The 14443-nt window shown below is 65.8% G+C and carries 12 protein-coding genes; 7 read left to right on the top strand and 5 right to left on the bottom strand.

Annotated elements, in window-relative coordinates; translation table 11 throughout:
- Nucleotides 1-860 (bottom strand): redox-regulated ATPase YchF (gene ychF, locus CH262_RS13485; protein ID WP_094717792.1); only part of this gene is annotated, 860 nt, incomplete at its 3' end.
- A gap of 85 nt (nucleotides 861-945) precedes the next feature.
- On the bottom strand, nucleotides 946-1782 hold the full coding sequence (locus tag CH262_RS13480) for a helix-turn-helix transcriptional regulator (protein ID WP_094717800.1): 837 nt from the start codon (nucleotides 1780-1782) through the stop codon (nucleotides 946-948).
- A gap of 102 nt (nucleotides 1783-1884) precedes the next feature.
- Here CH262_RS13480 and CH262_RS13475 point away from each other — a divergent pair, with 102 nt between their 5' ends.
- Nucleotides 1885-2655, top strand: a complete 771-nt coding sequence (locus CH262_RS13475) for an SDR family NAD(P)-dependent oxidoreductase (protein WP_094717791.1) — start codon at nucleotides 1885-1887, stop codon at nucleotides 2653-2655.
- Between the two features lie 19 nt (nucleotides 2656-2674).
- Here the strand turns inward: CH262_RS13475 and CH262_RS27570 are convergent, their stop codons facing one another.
- Nucleotides 2675-2977 (bottom strand): CD225/dispanin family protein, encoded by a 303-nt coding sequence (locus CH262_RS27570; RefSeq protein WP_158514267.1) that lies wholly within the window; start codon nucleotides 2975-2977, stop codon nucleotides 2675-2677.
- 193 nt (nucleotides 2978-3170) lie between these two features.
- Between CH262_RS27570 and CH262_RS13465 the strand changes: the two genes are divergently transcribed.
- The 5 genes from CH262_RS13465 (at nucleotide 3171) to CH262_RS13445 (ending at nucleotide 8930) form a co-directional block, all read left to right on the top strand.
- Entirely contained in the window at nucleotides 3171-5444 is a 2274-nt protein-coding gene (locus CH262_RS13465) for a carbon starvation CstA family protein (RefSeq protein ID WP_094717798.1), read from the top strand.
- Entirely contained in the window at nucleotides 5445-5615 is a 171-nt protein-coding gene (locus CH262_RS13460; RefSeq protein ID WP_072692145.1) for a YbdD/YjiX family protein, read from the top strand.
- Nucleotides 5616-5672: 57 nt separating this feature from the next.
- Nucleotides 5673-7139: an AlkA N-terminal domain-containing protein gene (locus CH262_RS13455; protein WP_094717790.1), complete on the top strand. Its 1467-nt coding sequence runs from the start codon at nucleotides 5673-5675 to the stop codon at nucleotides 7137-7139.
- Nucleotides 7139-7633, top strand: a complete 495-nt coding sequence (locus CH262_RS13450) for a methylated-DNA--[protein]-cysteine S-methyltransferase (RefSeq protein WP_174557298.1) — start codon at nucleotides 7139-7141, stop codon at nucleotides 7631-7633. Before CH262_RS13455 ends, CH262_RS13450 begins: the two co-directional genes overlap by 1 nt.
- A 70-nt stretch (nucleotides 7634-7703) precedes the next feature.
- Nucleotides 7704-8930: an AI-2E family transporter gene (locus CH262_RS13445; RefSeq protein WP_094717789.1), complete on the top strand. Its 1227-nt coding sequence runs from the start codon at nucleotides 7704-7706 to the stop codon at nucleotides 8928-8930.
- A 6-nt stretch (nucleotides 8931-8936) separates the two neighbouring features.
- Here CH262_RS13445 and CH262_RS13440 read toward each other — a convergent pair whose 3' ends face one another.
- Nucleotides 8937-11957: an AAA family ATPase gene (locus CH262_RS13440; RefSeq protein WP_094717788.1), complete on the bottom strand. Its 3021-nt coding sequence runs from the start codon at nucleotides 11955-11957 to the stop codon at nucleotides 8937-8939.
- A complete protein-coding gene (locus CH262_RS13435) occupies nucleotides 11954-13144 on the bottom strand; it encodes an exonuclease SbcCD subunit D (protein ID WP_057472943.1) in 1191 nt (396 codons plus the stop codon). Before CH262_RS13435 ends, CH262_RS13440 begins: the two co-directional genes overlap by 4 nt.
- A gap of 123 nt (nucleotides 13145-13267) precedes the next feature.
- Between CH262_RS13435 and CH262_RS13430 the strand changes: the two genes are divergently transcribed.
- Nucleotides 13268-14434, top strand: a complete 1167-nt coding sequence (locus CH262_RS13430; protein ID WP_094717797.1) for a DNA recombination protein RmuC — start codon at nucleotides 13268-13270, stop codon at nucleotides 14432-14434.
- Nucleotides 14435-14443 lie beyond the last annotated feature (9 nt).

Below are 14443 nucleotides of genomic sequence, written 5' to 3'. Positions count from 1 at the left end.
CGAGCCTCTTTCGGGCCTGCGGTGAGGTAGGTCTGCAAGCCCAGGGTGTGGAAGCCGGCGCGCGCCAACGCGTCGAGGCCGGGCTCGGTCTGACCGACGGATTCGAGCAGTTCTGCTGCTGATTCCTTGTCGAGTTCGAGCAGTTCCGACTCGATCTTCGCGTCGAGGAACACCGCATCTGCTGGAGCGACCAGGCGAGCCAGTTCGCCGATCTTCGCGTCGTCGGTCAGCACCGACTCGTCGGCGTTGAACACGTACAGGAACGGCTTGGTTGTGAGCAGCTGGAATTCACCGAGCAGCTCGAAGTCGAGCTTGGCCTTCGCCGAGAACAGCGTCTTGCCGTCGTTCAGCACAGCCTGCGCAGCCAGAGCCGCGTCGAGCGCCGGCTTGCGGTCCTTCTTGATCCGCACCTCTTTCTCGAGGCGCGGGATCGCCTTCTCGAGGGTCTGCAGATCGGCGATCGCGAGTTCGGTCTCGATGACCTCGATATCCGCGGTGGGGTCGACGCGACCGTCGACGTGCACCACGTCATCGTCGGCGAACACGCGCACGACCTGACAGATGGCGTCGGCCTCACGGATGTTGGCGAGGAACTTGTTGCCCAGGCCGGCACCCTCCGACGCACCCTTGACGATGCCGGCGATGTCGACGAACGACACCAGCGCAGGCACGAGCTTCTCCGAACCGAACACCTCGGCCAGCTTCTCGAGCCGGGGATCCGGCAGCGCGACCACGCCGACGTTGGGCTCGATGGTCGCGAACGGATAGTTCGCGGCCAGCACATCGTTGTTGGTCAGTGCATTGAAGAGGGTGGACTTGCCGACGTTGGGCAGTCCGACGATTCCGAGGGTGAGGCTCACGGTCTATGGAGTCTACTTTGACGACACGACCAGCTCGAACAGTGCCCGGCCAGCGCCTACTCGACGGCGTGATCGGCCATGCCGGTCATGTGGTGATCGCCGAATTCGGGTCCCAGCTGGCCAGGATCGGCAGGACGTGTGCCGTACTGGAATTCTCCTCGACCGTGTAGACGATCAGACTTTGATCCTGTGCGCTCGGCGAGGTCAGAAACTCGATTCCGAATTGCAGGGTGCCCGCCGCCGGGTGCTGGATGATCTTGGTTGCACCCGCGAATTCGGCGACCTCGTGATCGCTCCACCATTGCTCGAAAAAAGGCTCGGTCGAACGCAATTCGTCGATCAGCGCAGTCAACTCCGAATCCCCTGGCCGTCGGGCAAGCTCTCTGCGCAGCGCGGCAACCGAGGCCGCCGCGAACTGCGACCAGTTGACGATTCGCTCCCGCGCGATGGGATTGCGAAATAGATAGTGGAACAGCGAATCCCCGGCGGACGACTGCAGACTCAACACCGCACGAACCAGCGCATTGCTGGCCAAGATGGTTCCCGAGCGCCCGAGCAATAGCACCGGCACGTGATCGAGCGCCCGCATCACCTGGAGTAATCCCGGATCCGGTCGCTCCGAGGCGTTGGAAACGGGACCGGCTGGGGATGCGAGATCGAGCAGATGCGCGGACTCCACCCGGTCGAGTTTCAACGCCCGAGCAATTGCCCGCAGCACCTCGGGTGAGACGTTGGCCTGGCGACCCTGTTCGAGCTTGCTGTAGTAATCCGGACTCACTCCGGCCAGCGCTGCGAGCTCTTCGCGCCGCAGGCCCGGGACCCGTCGCGCACCGGGATAGGTCGGTACTCCCGCCTCGGCGGGAGTGATGCGGTCGCGTCGATCACGCAGAAATGCGCTCAGCGCCGACCTGTCGTTGTTCACAAAATCCACAGTAGCCACGCGAGCGATGGCCAACCTGGTCATGACAGACCTAGGTCGAACGACGCCTGGTCCGCTCGATTCGGCGACCGTAGACATGGCGTCATGACATCTTCCAGTTCCGCACAACTCCATGGACGCACCGCCGTCGTCACCGGATCGACCAGTGGGATCGGTGCTGCCATCGCGCTCACCCTCGCCGCCCACGGGGCAAAGGTGGTCGTCAGCGGCCGCGACGCCGAGCGCGGCAAAGCCCTGGCGGCCCGCATCTCGGAAGCCGGCGGCACAGCGGCATTCGTCGACGTCGATCTCTCGGCCAGCTACGACGAGCTTCGCGAGTTCGCCGCCCGCACTACCGACGCCCTCGGCGGCCGCGTCGACATTCTCGTCAACAACGCCGGTATCTATCCGGCCACCGCGACAGCCGATCTTCCCGACGACCAGCTCGACGCCATGCTTGCCGTCAACGTCCGAGCACCGCACGTGCTCGTCGGTGAGCTCGCACCGGCCATGGCCGAGCGCGGCAGCGGAGTCATCGTGAACATCGGGTCGTGGATGGCCACGATGGGCAGTCCGTTCGCTGCGATGTACTCCGCCACCAAAGCCGCCGACGAGCAGCTCACTCGTAGCTGGGCCGCCGAGTTCGGCCCACGCGGTGTGCGAGTGAACGCCCTCGCGCCCGGAGCCACTCTGACTCCGGGCAACGAGGATGCACGCCAGGTACTCGACGCCATGACGGCCGGAACCCCGGCAGGCACAGTGCTGTTGCCGCAGAACATTGCCGACGGTGTGCTGTTCCTGGTCTCGGACGATGCCGCGATGGTGCACGGAACCACGCTCTACGTCGACGGCGGTATTTCGGTCACCCGCGGGTGAGCACACCGCCGTCGACCCGTCACATGTTCGAGACGACCAAGCCGATGAACGCCAGGTAGAGAACGATGAAGACGCCGAAGATGATGAGGGACAGCTTGCCGAAGAACGCCGCGCGCTGCGACGAGTATTGCGCGCCTTGGACATCGCCCATCGACCACAGTGGATGGACCTTCAACGCATGATTGAACGCGGGGATGGCCAGCGGCCAGAAGAAGATGACTGCCACCACTGCCCACCCTGCGTTCGACGCCGGAAGCACCGGCGCGAAGGGCTGCGCCGCGGGAAAGTTCTGCTGATGAGTTTGCTCGTACGGTCCCGACATGTGGTGTTCCCCCCGATGAATGAAGTGATGACACCCGGTACGACGCAGCCCAGCACCATCCGGTTCCAGGCCGCCGCCACTCGGCGCACACGAGTGACCGCCGGGCGCATCGCGAAGTGTCGATTCGAGGACGTGCAAGTGCGTCACGCATAGGGTGATCGCAGTCACACCTGCGACCATGGAGACCCCACACATGTCACTGAAAGCGGCCGACGATCCACACGTCGAATTGCTGAAGACAGACCCCGACCTACCACCTGTCGGAGTCGTCGATTCCCATCCCATGACGCCGATCAAGCGTCTGATACTCGTCGTTATCGGCCTGCTCGGCGGCGTCGCCTGGACGATCATCGCCATCGTCCGCGGCGAGAATCCCAACGCAGTCTGGTTCGTCATCGCCGCGGTGTGTACCTACATCTTCGCGTTTCGCTTCTACGCCAGACTGATCGAACGCAAGATCGTCTTTCCTCGCGACGACCGAGCCACGCCCGCCGAGATCTTGGAGAACGGCAAGGACTACATGCCGACGGACCGTCGGGTGTTGTTCGGCCATCACTTCGCCGCAATCGCGGGAGCGGGCCCCCTCGTCGGACCGGTTCTGGCGGCCCAGATGGGCTACCTGCCCGGCACCATGTGGATCATCATCGGCGTCGTGTTCGCCGGAGCCGTCCAGGATTTCCTGGTGCTGTGGATCTCGACGCGCCGCAACGGCCGCAGCCTCGGCCAGATGGCCCGTGACGAACTCGGAGTAGTCGGCGGAACCGCCGCGCTGATCGCGGTGTTCGTCATCATGATCATCTTGATCGCGGTTCTTGCTCTCGTCGTCGTCAACGCGCTCGCCGAAAGTCCGTGGGGCGTGTTCTCCATCGCGCTGACCATCCCCATCGCCCTGTTCATGGGTGTGTACCTGCGCTACCTGCGGCCGGGCAACGTCACCGAGGTCTCGCTCATCGGTGTCGTCCTGCTTCTGCTCGCCATCGTCGCCGGCGGCTGGGTCGCCGAAACCGAATGGGGCACAGACTGGTTCACGCTCTCCAAGGTGACGGTCGCCTGGCTGCTCATCGGCTACGGTCTGCTGGCCTGCATCCTGCCGGTGTGGCTGCTGCTCGCCCCGCGCGACTATCTGTCGACGTTCATGAAGGTCGGCACCATCGCGCTGCTGGCCGTCGGCATTCTCATCGCCCGTCCAGAGATTCAGATGCCCGCGATGACCACCTTCGCCACCGAGGGCAACGGACCGGCATTCGCAGGATCGCTGTTCCCGTTCTTGTTCATCACCATCGCCTGCGGCGCGCTGTCGGGCTTCCACGCTCTGATCTCCTCCGGCACCACGCCGAAGTTGCTCGAGAAGGAAAAGCAGATGCGCATGATCGGCTACGGCGGCATGCTCACCGAGTCGTTCGTCGCCATCATGGCGCTCATCACCGCCTGCGTTCTCGATCAGCACATCTACTTCGCGCTGAACGCACCGGCGACGCTGACCGGCGGTACTCCCGAGACCGCGGCGGAGTACGTCAACGGTTTGGGATTGAGCGGCGGAGACATCTCGGCCGGCGAATTGAGCCAGGCCGCAGCCGATGTGGGCGAGGAGTCGATCATCTCCCGTACCGGCGGCGCTCCGACGCTGGCGTTCGGTATGTCCGAGGTTCTGCACCAGGTGTTCGGCGGAGAATCGCTCAAGTCGTTCTGGTACCACTTCGCGATCATGTTCGAGGCACTGTTCATCCTCACCACGGTCGATGCCGGCACCCGCGTCGCACGCTTCATGCTCTCCGACAGCATCGGCAACCTGCCCGGAGCCTCGGCCAAGAAGTTCAAGGACCCGTCGTGGCGTCCCGGAGCATGGATCTGCTCGCTGATCGTCGTCGCAGCCTGGGGCGCAATCCTTCTCATGGGAGTCACCGACCCGCTCGGCGGCATCAACACCCTGTTCCCGCTGTTCGGTATTGCCAATCAGTTGCTCGCCGCCATCGCCCTGACGGTGGTCATGGTGATCGTCGTCAAACGAGGTCTCTACAAATGGGCCTGGATCCCCGGCATTCCGCTTGCCTGGGACCTCATCGTCACGATGACGGCCTCGTACCAGAAGATCTTCTCCTCCACCCCGGCCATCGGTTACTGGACGCAGCATTCGCAGTTCCGTGACGCAAAGGAGCAGGGCCTGAGCAGCTTCGGCAGCGCAAAGACCCCCGAGGCCATCGACGCGGTCATTCGCAACACGTTCATCCAGGGCACCCTCTCGATCATCTTCGCGGTACTCGTCCTGGTCGTCGTCATCGCCGGAGTCATCGTGTGCGTCAGAGCCGTTCGCGGAGCTGATCTGCCGGACAACGAGGAGCCGGAGGTGCCATCGAAGATCTTCGGTCCTGCCGGATTCGTCCTCACCCCCGCCGAGAAGCAGATCCAGGCCGAGTGGGACGAACTGATCGATGCGGGCACCGTCCGACGCCCCGGGTCGGCGCACTAGATGCGCGGGCTGTGGTGGTGGATCACCTCGGTGATGGGTGATCACGATTACGACCGCTACGTCGCGCATCTGGCCCGGCACCACCCGGGCCAGGAGCCACCGACCGTGCGGCAGTACTGGAAGGACCGGCACGCGGAAGCGGACCGAAACCCAGGGGCTCGATGCTGCTGACACGGTGCTGTCCGATTTCCGCTAGCACTGGCGGGATCGCGCTGACACAGTAGGAGCATGAGCAGCGAACGGCAGGTGCAAGAACTGGACTTCGATCGGTGTTATCGCGCGGTCTCCTCGCGTGACGCACGGTTCGACGGCCAGTTCTTCACCGCCGTCTCCACCACCGGCATCTACTGTCGACCTTCCTGCCCGGCGCGCACCCCCAAGCCCGGCAACGTCTCGTTTTTGGCCACGGCAGCAGCGGCCCAACAATCCGGCTACCGCGCCTGCCGCCGTTGCCAGCCCGACGCCACTCCCGGCTCCCCACGATGGAACATCCACTCGGATCTCAGTTCTCGTGCGATGCGGCTGATCTCCGACGGAGCCGTCGAGCGCGGGGGCGTCGACGGCCTCGCCAGCACCCTCGGCTATTCGAGCCGGCAATTGACCCGCGTTCTGACGGCAGAAGTGGGTGCCGGGCCGCTTGCGTTGGCTCGCGCCCATCGCGCGCATACCGCCCGCACGTTGATCCAGACCACCGACATGTCGATGGCCGACATCGCCTTCGCCGCCGGCTTCTCGAGCGTCCGCCAGTTCAACGACACCGTCAAAGAGGTCTTCGCGGTCGATCCGACGACCCTGCGGCGAGAAGCGCACCGCTCGGCCGTACCTACTGCGGGTGGCACCGTCACGTTGCGCCTGCCGTACCGCCCGCCGCTGGACCGCGGCTGGGTCGAGTGGTTTCTCCGAGGCCACGTGGTCGAGGGCATCGAATCGTTTTCCGACGACGGCGAATACGTGCGTTCACTGCAGTTACCGCACGCTGCCGGACTGGTGGCACTGCGCATCCTGGACGGATTCGTCAGCGCCGCACTGACTCTGCAGGACATGCGCGATCTCGCCCCAGCCGTGGCCAGGATTCGACACCTGCTCGATCTCGACGCCGATCCGCTTGCCGTCGACGAAGCCCTACGCGCCGACCCCCAACTCGCGCCGAGCGTCGACGCCCATCCGGGTATCAGGGCCCTCGGGGTCGTCGACGGGGCGGAGATGTTGCTGCGCACCGTCATCGGGCAACAGATCTCGCTGAAGGCAGCGGCCACCCACACCGCCAGGCTCGTCGACGCGCTCGGGGCACCACTGGATTTCGGCGAAGGACGCGTCGGACGGCTGTTCCCCGACGCTGCCGTCATCGCCGAACGCGGCCGCGAGGTCCTCACCGGCCCGGCGGCTCGGGTCCAGACCGTCATCCGCGTCGCCGACGCCATCGCGTCGGGAACGGTGACATTGCACCCCGCGCGGGAGGGTCCCGATCTGGAACGAGAACTGCTCGCGCTCAAGGGAATCGGGCCGTGGACGGCCCGCTATGTCGTCATGCGACTGCTGGGCGACCCCGACGTTCTGCTCGACACCGATCTCGTTGTCCGCCAAGGCGCGCAGGCGCTGGACATTTCGTTGAAGAACTCCCAACGCTGGGCACCGTGGCGTTCCTACGTTTCGATGCACCTGTGGATCACCGCACTGGAAAGAAGGCAGGCATGATGGCCACCTCCGCAACGCAGGACACCCCTATCGGTCCGTTCACCACCATCGTCGACGCCGATCAGCGCGTGCTGGCGTCGGGCTGGACCGCCGACGTCGAGGAACTCCGAGTGTTGATCCATCCGACGTTGCGACCCACCGATGTCCGCTCGGCCACCGACCTCGGTGCCGTCACCGCAGCTGTCGACTCCTACCACCGCGGCGACGTCGACCGCATCGACGACATCGACGTCGCACAGCGATCGGGCGAATTCCTGATGCACGCCTGGGACGTGCTGCGCACTGTCGAACCCGGAGCGCCGGTGACGTACTCCGCGTTCGCGGAATTGTCCGGACGGCCGACGGCGATTCGCGGTGCCGCGTCGGCGTGCGCGCGCAATGCCGCCGCCCTGTTCGTACCGTGCCACCGAGTGGTTCGGATCGGCGGTGCACTCGGCGGATTCCGTTGGGGACTGCCGACGAAGAAGTGGCTGTTGGCCCACGAGGCGCTCTGACCGACACCGCGTCGGAGTGGGACGTTAAGGTTCTTCACGAACCGCCACCCGCCGAATGTGAGGACCCACCGTGACCGAATCGGCAGTTCCCGGCAGTACTGCGAAGCCCGCGAAGTCCGGACGAGATCGCGGGGACCTCATCGGAACCGGTGGCCTCTGGCTGGCGAAATGGTCGCTCATCCTGATCTCCATCGCGGCCGGCGCGTGGGTATTCGGTTGGCTGATCGGTCATCTCTGGGTGATTCTGCTACCGGTTCTACTCGCGGTGATCGTGGCCACGGTTCTGTGGCCACCGGCGAAATTGATGATGCGCCTTGGCTTTCCGCCTGCGCTGGCATCGTCCGTGTCGCTCGTGGTGTTCTTCGTCGTGATCGGCGGGGTCATCACGCTGATCATTCCGTCGGTGGCCGAGCAGGCGCCCGAGTTGGTCGATCAGGCGTCGGGCGGCATCGGTCAGGTGCAGGACTGGCTCAAGGGACCGCCGCTCAACATCGGCGACGACCAGATCGACAATGCGGTATCGGCCATCGTCTCGCGGCTGCAAGACAGCGGCGACGTCATCGCGACCGGCGTGTTCAGCGGCGTCTCGGCAGCCGGTTCCATCCTTGTGACCCTTGCCCTGGTGCTCGTGCTGTCGTTCTTCTTCGTCAAGGACGGCCCGAAGTTCCTGCCGTGGCTGCACGGATTCTCCGGCGGCCGCGCGGGACGCCATCTCGGCGAAGTCCTCTCCCGCATGTGGGTGACGCTAGGCGGTTTCATCCGGACCCAGGCCATCGTCAGCTTCATCGACGCGTTCTTCATCGGGCTCGGATTGGTGATCCTCGGTGTCCCGCTGGCATTGGTGCTCGCCACCCTGACGTTCCTCGGTGGCTTCATCCCCATCGTCGGTGCGTTCGTCGCGGGCGCTCTCGCTGTGCTCGTCGCATTGGTGGCCAACGGTCTGACGACCGCGTTGATCGTGCTCGCGATCATCCTCGCGGTGCAGCAGCTCGAAGGCAACGTGCTGCAGCCGATCCTGCAGAGCCGCAGCATGAATCTGCATCCAGCGATCGTGCTGCTGGCCGTCACCGGAGGCAGCTCGCTGTTCGGGATCATCGGCGCGTTCCTCGCAGTGCCCGCTGCCGCGGTGGCTGCTGTGCTGATTCGCTACGTCTCCGAACAGATCGACGAGCGATCGAACGAGCCCGATCAGGACGAGCTCGAGGATCAGATCCCCGCACCCGAGGGACTGACCGACGAACAGGCCGGCCTCGAAGATGAGGACGAAGACGAGAAGGCTGCGACGGAGAAGAAGTAGCTCCGATCAGGACGCAACGACCTGCAGTGTCGAGCCCGCGCGTCCACGCTTGACGTAGAGGCGGCTCGGAATGCGCTGACGCATTTCGTCGACGTGACTGACGACTCCGACGACGCGGCCGCCCGCACGTAATTCGTCGAGCACGGCCATCACCGATTCCAGCGTGTCCGCATCCAGCGTGCCGAACCCCTCGTCGATGAACATGGTATCGAGAACGACCCCGCCGGATTCGGCGGCCACGACATCGGCGAGACCCAGCGCGAGCGAGAGCGACGCCAGAAACGCCTCGCCGCCCGACAACGTCTTGGCCGAACGCACCACACCGGTGTAGTCGTCGCGGATGTCGAGACCGAGTCCACCCCGTTTTCCGCGAAGGCCGGCCTCGTCGGAGTGCACGAATTCGTATCGACCCGAGGACATCCGACGCAAGCGTGCCGATGCCGACTCGGCGACGTCCTCGAGACGGGACGCAAGCACGTAGGACCGCAGCGACATCTTGCGTGCATTCTGCCCACGCCCGGCGACCACATCCGCCAAGTTGGCGAGCTCGTCGAACTCGGCGCGCTGCGGCGCGATGGCCGCAGCCGCGACGAACAGTTCGGCGATCAACCGCTCGAGCTCGTCCGCGCGTCGGCGACACTCGGCCACCTCCCCCGCGGCAACCTTCGCCTCGCCGTCCAATTCGGCGAACCGGGCACGCAGCGGACCCAGGTCGATCGGCGGTTGCCCGCTCTGGGCGACGATGCCGGGTTCGAGCAGCACGTGTTCGGCGTGTGCGCGACGCTCCTCCGCGAGTCGAAGTTCGGTCTCGATCTGCTCGACGCGGTCCTTGGTGAGAACGGCATCTGCTGCTGCATCGGCGGAATCGAAGTTCGATGCCGATACCCGTCGATCCAGTTCGCCGCGCAGCGCGGCGTGCTGCTCGCTGGCGTCGAGCCAGGCGATTCGCGCTTCCTGCAGTCGGCGGGCACCGTCGATCAGCTTCTCGCACTGGGCAATTCGCTCGGTCAACGATGCGCCTTCGGCAATTTCCTTGGCTACCGACGCTCGCATCTGCGCCACCGATCGCTCGGTGGCTGCGATACGTTCGTCGAGCGCGCTGCGCCTGGCGACGAGATCCTGCAGCGTGACCGCCAGCGCATCCGACTCGGCGCGCAGCCGGCGCAGCTCGGTCGTCGCCGGGTCGAGGTCGGCGGCCCTCGCTCGGGCGTCTCGGACGGCAGTCGTCGCCGCATCGAGGGTGTGAGCAAGCTCCGCGGCGGAGGCTCCGCCCGTCCGGTCGTGCAGCAGATCGACCGCACGACTGGCGTCGGCGACGGCCGCGATCGACCGTTCCAGCTCGGCAGCGCACTTTCGCTCCGCGGCAGCGGCCTTGTCCTCCTGCGCTTTCGTGACCGTCGACGTGGCGGCAGCCGCCGGATTCGGATGCTCGGCCGACCCGCAGACGACACAGGGCGCACCGGGCTCGAGGCGGGCCGCCAGCTCTGCGGCCATGCCGTCGATGCGGCGTTCGCGCAGCTCCAGCAAGTGTTCCCAGGCGCTGTTGCGCGCGGTTGCGGCACGGTCCCTGACGCGTTCTGCCTCGACGAGAACGGCTCGGGTCCGCACCAATTCGAGGGCAGACTCAGCGGCCGCCTGAGCGCGGGCGCACCGCTCGTCCAGTCCCGGAAGCTCGGCAGCGGCCGCGGCTGCGCGGGCCACCCGCGCTTCCACAGCGGCGAGGGTCTCGGGAAGTGTCGCCTGTTTCGTCGTCGTGCGTTCGATGGCAGCAACGGTCTCGGCACGCTGTCTGCGCTGTTCTGCGAGCTCGGCGTCCAGCCGGTCGGCCTCACGGGCTGTTCCGAGCAGCGACTGCAGCCGTGCGACATCGGTGGTCCATGCTCGCACGAACTCGGCAACCACTGCTCGCTCGTCGGCCGGATCGGTTCGTAGCGGCGGCCACTGCAGTGCGTCGTGGAAGCGCCTGCCCTCTGCGGACGTGGGCAGTGCCTGTTCCGCGGCGGTCAGCGCTGTCGTGGCCGCATCTGCGGTGGTGGCGGCAAGGCGCAGATCGGCGACGGCGTCGGCGATGGGACCCGCAGCCGCAGAGTCGGCCAGTTCCGCGCGTCGCGCTGCTCGGGCGGCTTCGCCGTCCCGGTACTGCGCGAGTTGCTCTTCGGCGATGGCGCGTCGGCGCTGCAGGTCCAGGGCGCTGGTGGCCTCGGCCAGCGCGGCGGACGCGCGCCCGGCCGCCGCGTCGACCAGCACCGCACGACCCTGGGCGAGAGTTCTGTTCTGCCGTGCACCGTCCAGAACCCGTGCCGCCCATTCGAGGGGATCCTGGGCCTGCTCACCGGGCGCGGCGTCGTCGGTGGACGGCTCGGGTACGCCCGCGGCCTGGGACACTCTGCCCAGCATGATGTCGATGGCCTGGTCGGCGTCGGCAAGACCGGCGGCCAATTCTCGACGCCGCTCAGCGAACCATTCCTCCACGTCGCCGAATCTGCCTGTGTCGAAAAGTCTTTCGAGTAGGTTTCCTCGCTCGTCGCTGTCTGCTCGCAGAAACTTCGCGAACTCGCCCTGCGGCAACAACACCACTTGAAAGAACTGATCGGCACTCATTCCGAGCAACCCGTTGACCGCGTCGCCGATCTCGTTGAGCCGCGTCAGGTTCTGCCCACGCCCATCGAGCCACGTGAGACTCGCCTTGGCATGCTGCTTGGTGGTGCCTGCAGTCCTGAGCTTGGGGCGCGGAAACTCCGGACTGCGCACGATCCTGATTCGTCGCCCACCGAGCGTTGCTTCGAGGGTCACCTGCGGGACGGCACCTGTCGCGGCGTGGTCGGACAGCAGCCTCTTGCCCTCCCGCCGCGCTCCGGGAACGGTGCCGTAGAGCGCAAAGGCAACGGCGTCGAGCACTGTCGTCTTCCCGGCTCCGGTCTGGCCGTGCAACAGAAACAACCCGTCGGCTCCCAGCGCGTCGAAATCGACCGTCTCCGTTCCCGCGAAGGGGCCGAAGGCGGTGATCTCGAGTGAGTGCAGCCTCATGCAGCGCCGCGGTCGACGGTGCTCGCCGGTGTGCGCGTGGATTCGGCCTCGCGCTGCACGGAAGCAAGTGCGCGCTCGAAGAGTGCGGACTCGGCTGCGGTGGGCGCGCTACGCATGTCCGTCAGGAACGACGTCGCAATCTCGAGGTCGCTGCGGCCGCGGACACGATCGCGATACCGAAGCCCCCCGTCGTCTTCGGGTCGACGCCACTCGAGATGGATCGCGTGCCGAAAACGCTGTTGCAGCAACCGCATTGCATCGATGGGACGTACCTCGTCGGTCAGCACCGCCGAGACGTAGTGGTCCTCGTATTCGGAAAAGGCTGCGTGAGTGGTCAATTCCTCGACCGTGCCCTCGATGCGGGCGAGACCGCGAACCACCGGTAAGTCCACTCGATCGACGCTGCCGAGCCCGTCGGCGTCGAGTTCGAGAATCCACACGGCCTTACGGTGCGAGCGTTCGCCGAACGAGTAGGGCAACGGGGAGCCGGAGTAGCGGACCCGCTCGGTGAGTGTCTGCGGAGAATGCAGATGACCCAGGGCCACGTAGTCGACGCCGTCGAATGCCGATGCCGGTGCGGTTTCGATTCCCCCGGACGAAATCGATCGCTCCGAACCTGTCGCTTCGCCGCCGACGATGAACGCATGCGCGAGGACGACGGACCGAACATGTTGCCCTGCTTCGTCTCTCGCTGCGAGGTCGGCGCGCACCAGGTCCATGGCAGCATCGAGCACCTCGGCGTGCGTCCGTGCCGCCGGAACGTCGAGTTCGACTCGGGTGGTCTCGGGCTCGAGGTACGGAATGCCGTAGAACGCAACCGATCCGTGCTCGTCGTCGACGACCACCGGGGTCGCGACGTTGCCGACCTTGGTCATCAGATGCAGTCCACCGGCCGAGGCGAACGCAGCTCCGGCACCCAACCGAGCGGGTGAATCGTGGTTACCCGACGTCGCGACGATGACGGCTCCGGCGGCTCTGATCGCTTCGAGTCCGCGATTGCACACCACTACGGCATCCGCGCTCGGCACGGCGCGGTCGTAGATGTCACCCGGGACGACGACCACGTCGATCGACTGTGCGGCAACCAGTTCCGCGATGGACTCGAGCACTGCGCCCTGATCGGCCAACAGGTCGACACCGTGAAAGGTGCGACCTATGTGCCAGTCCGAGGTGTGCAGGATTCTCATGTCCACGACGCTATCGGCAACCACCGACAAACTATTCGAGGCTCGTCGGCCTGTCGGGCGTGAGCATCGACCCACAGCTCGTCTCGCCCGAACTTGTCGGTGGCGTGCTGCATCATCGGCACCATGAACATTCTCACCGCGCTCGGCCTGCTCGTCGCCCTCGCCATCGGCGGCGTGGTGGGGTGGCTGTTGCATGCCTCTCGGGTGGGTGATCGGGCCGTACGAGCGGAGGCACAGCTGGCGGCTCTACGCCAGAACGAGGCGCTGCTTCGCCAGTCGCTGAGCGCGGTGAACGAGGATTCCGCGCGGCGCAATTCCACTGTCATCGGCCAACAGGTGTCCCATCTGGTGGAGCCACTGCACGACGCCGTCGACGCCTTGGCCGAGCACGTGCGAGAAGTCGAGCACCACCGCATCAGGGCGTACGCGGGCCTGTCGGAACAGGTCACCGGAATGCATCGCGCGTCGATGCAGCTCTCCATGCAGACCGGACAACTGGTCACCGCACTGCGCGCACCGCAGATCCGAGGTCGGTGGGGCGAGATCCAGCTCGAACGGGTCGTCGAACTCGCCGGAATGGTCAAGCACTGCGACTTCGACACTCAGGTGAGCAAGGACGGCTTTCGACCCGACATGATCGTTCGCCTCGCCGGCGATCGGCAGATCGTCGTCGACGCCAAGGTGCCGTTCGCGGCCTACCTCGACGCCGCGCAGGACGAAGAACCGGGTGCTCGCGACAAGCATCTGCGCCGCCACGCCAGGCAGTTGCGCACCCACATCGATCAACTGGCCGACAAGGCCTACTGGGAGGCGTTCGAGCCGACGCCGGAGTTCGTCGTCCTGTTCGTTCCCGGCGACCCGTTTCTCGACGCAGCGCTGACGTCGGATACGAGCCTGCTGGAGTACGCCTTCGGCCGGAACGTGATTCTTGCCACCCCGACCACTCTGGTCGCTCTGCTGCGCACCGTCGCGTACACCTGGAAGCAGGAGTCGATCGCCGAGGACGCGGCGCGGATCCACCAGCTGGGCCGCGAACTGTACGGCCGCATCGGAATCGTCTCGACACATCTCGACAAGCTCGGAGCCCACCTCGGCAAGGCCGTGGAGTCCTTCAACTCGACGGTCGGGTCGGTCGACAGCAGGGTGGGTGTCACCGCACGCAAGCTGCACGAGCTCGAGCTGTTCGACGCCGAACCGGTGGAGATCGCGCGCGTGGACGAGCGTCCCAAGCTGTCCGATTCGTCCCGCTACCGGCACGACTTCGGTCATGTCAGCGATGCAGTGGGCTGAACTACGGCT

The organism is Rhodococcus sp. 05-2255-1e, from assembly GCF_002259025.1.
GTDB lineage: Bacteria > Actinomycetota > Actinomycetes > Mycobacteriales > Mycobacteriaceae > Rhodococcoides > Rhodococcoides fascians.
Note: the sequence above shows the minus strand (reverse complement) of the source record. Positions and strands in the feature narration are given on the sequence as shown.

Bases quoted from the DNA above. Each gene is read 5' to 3' on its own strand.
- CH262_RS13465 (WP_094717798.1), top strand. From the start codon at position 3,171: ATGTCACTGAAAGCGGCCGACGATCCACACGTCGAATTGCTGAAGACA.
- CH262_RS13450 (WP_174557298.1), top strand. From the start codon at position 7,139: ATGGCCACCTCCGCAACGCAGGACACCCCTATCGGTCCGTTCACCACC.
- CH262_RS13475 (WP_094717791.1), top strand. From the start codon at position 1,885: ATGACATCTTCCAGTTCCGCACAACTCCATGGACGCACCGCCGTCGTC.
- CH262_RS13440 (WP_094717788.1), bottom strand. From the start codon at position 11,957: ATGAGGCTGCACTCACTCGAGATCACCGCCTTCGGCCCCTTCGCGGGA.
- CH262_RS13435 (WP_057472943.1), bottom strand. From the start codon at position 13,144: ATGAGAATCCTGCACACCTCGGACTGGCACATAGGTCGCACCTTTCAC.
- CH262_RS13460 (WP_072692145.1), top strand. From the start codon at position 5,445: ATGCGCGGGCTGTGGTGGTGGATCACCTCGGTGATGGGTGATCACGAT.
- CH262_RS13455 (WP_094717790.1), top strand. From the start codon at position 5,673: ATGAGCAGCGAACGGCAGGTGCAAGAACTGGACTTCGATCGGTGTTAT.
- CH262_RS13430 (WP_094717797.1), top strand. From the start codon at position 13,268: ATGAACATTCTCACCGCGCTCGGCCTGCTCGTCGCCCTCGCCATCGGC.
- CH262_RS27570 (WP_158514267.1), bottom strand. From the start codon at position 2,977: ATGTCGGGACCGTACGAGCAAACTCATCAGCAGAACTTTCCCGCGGCG.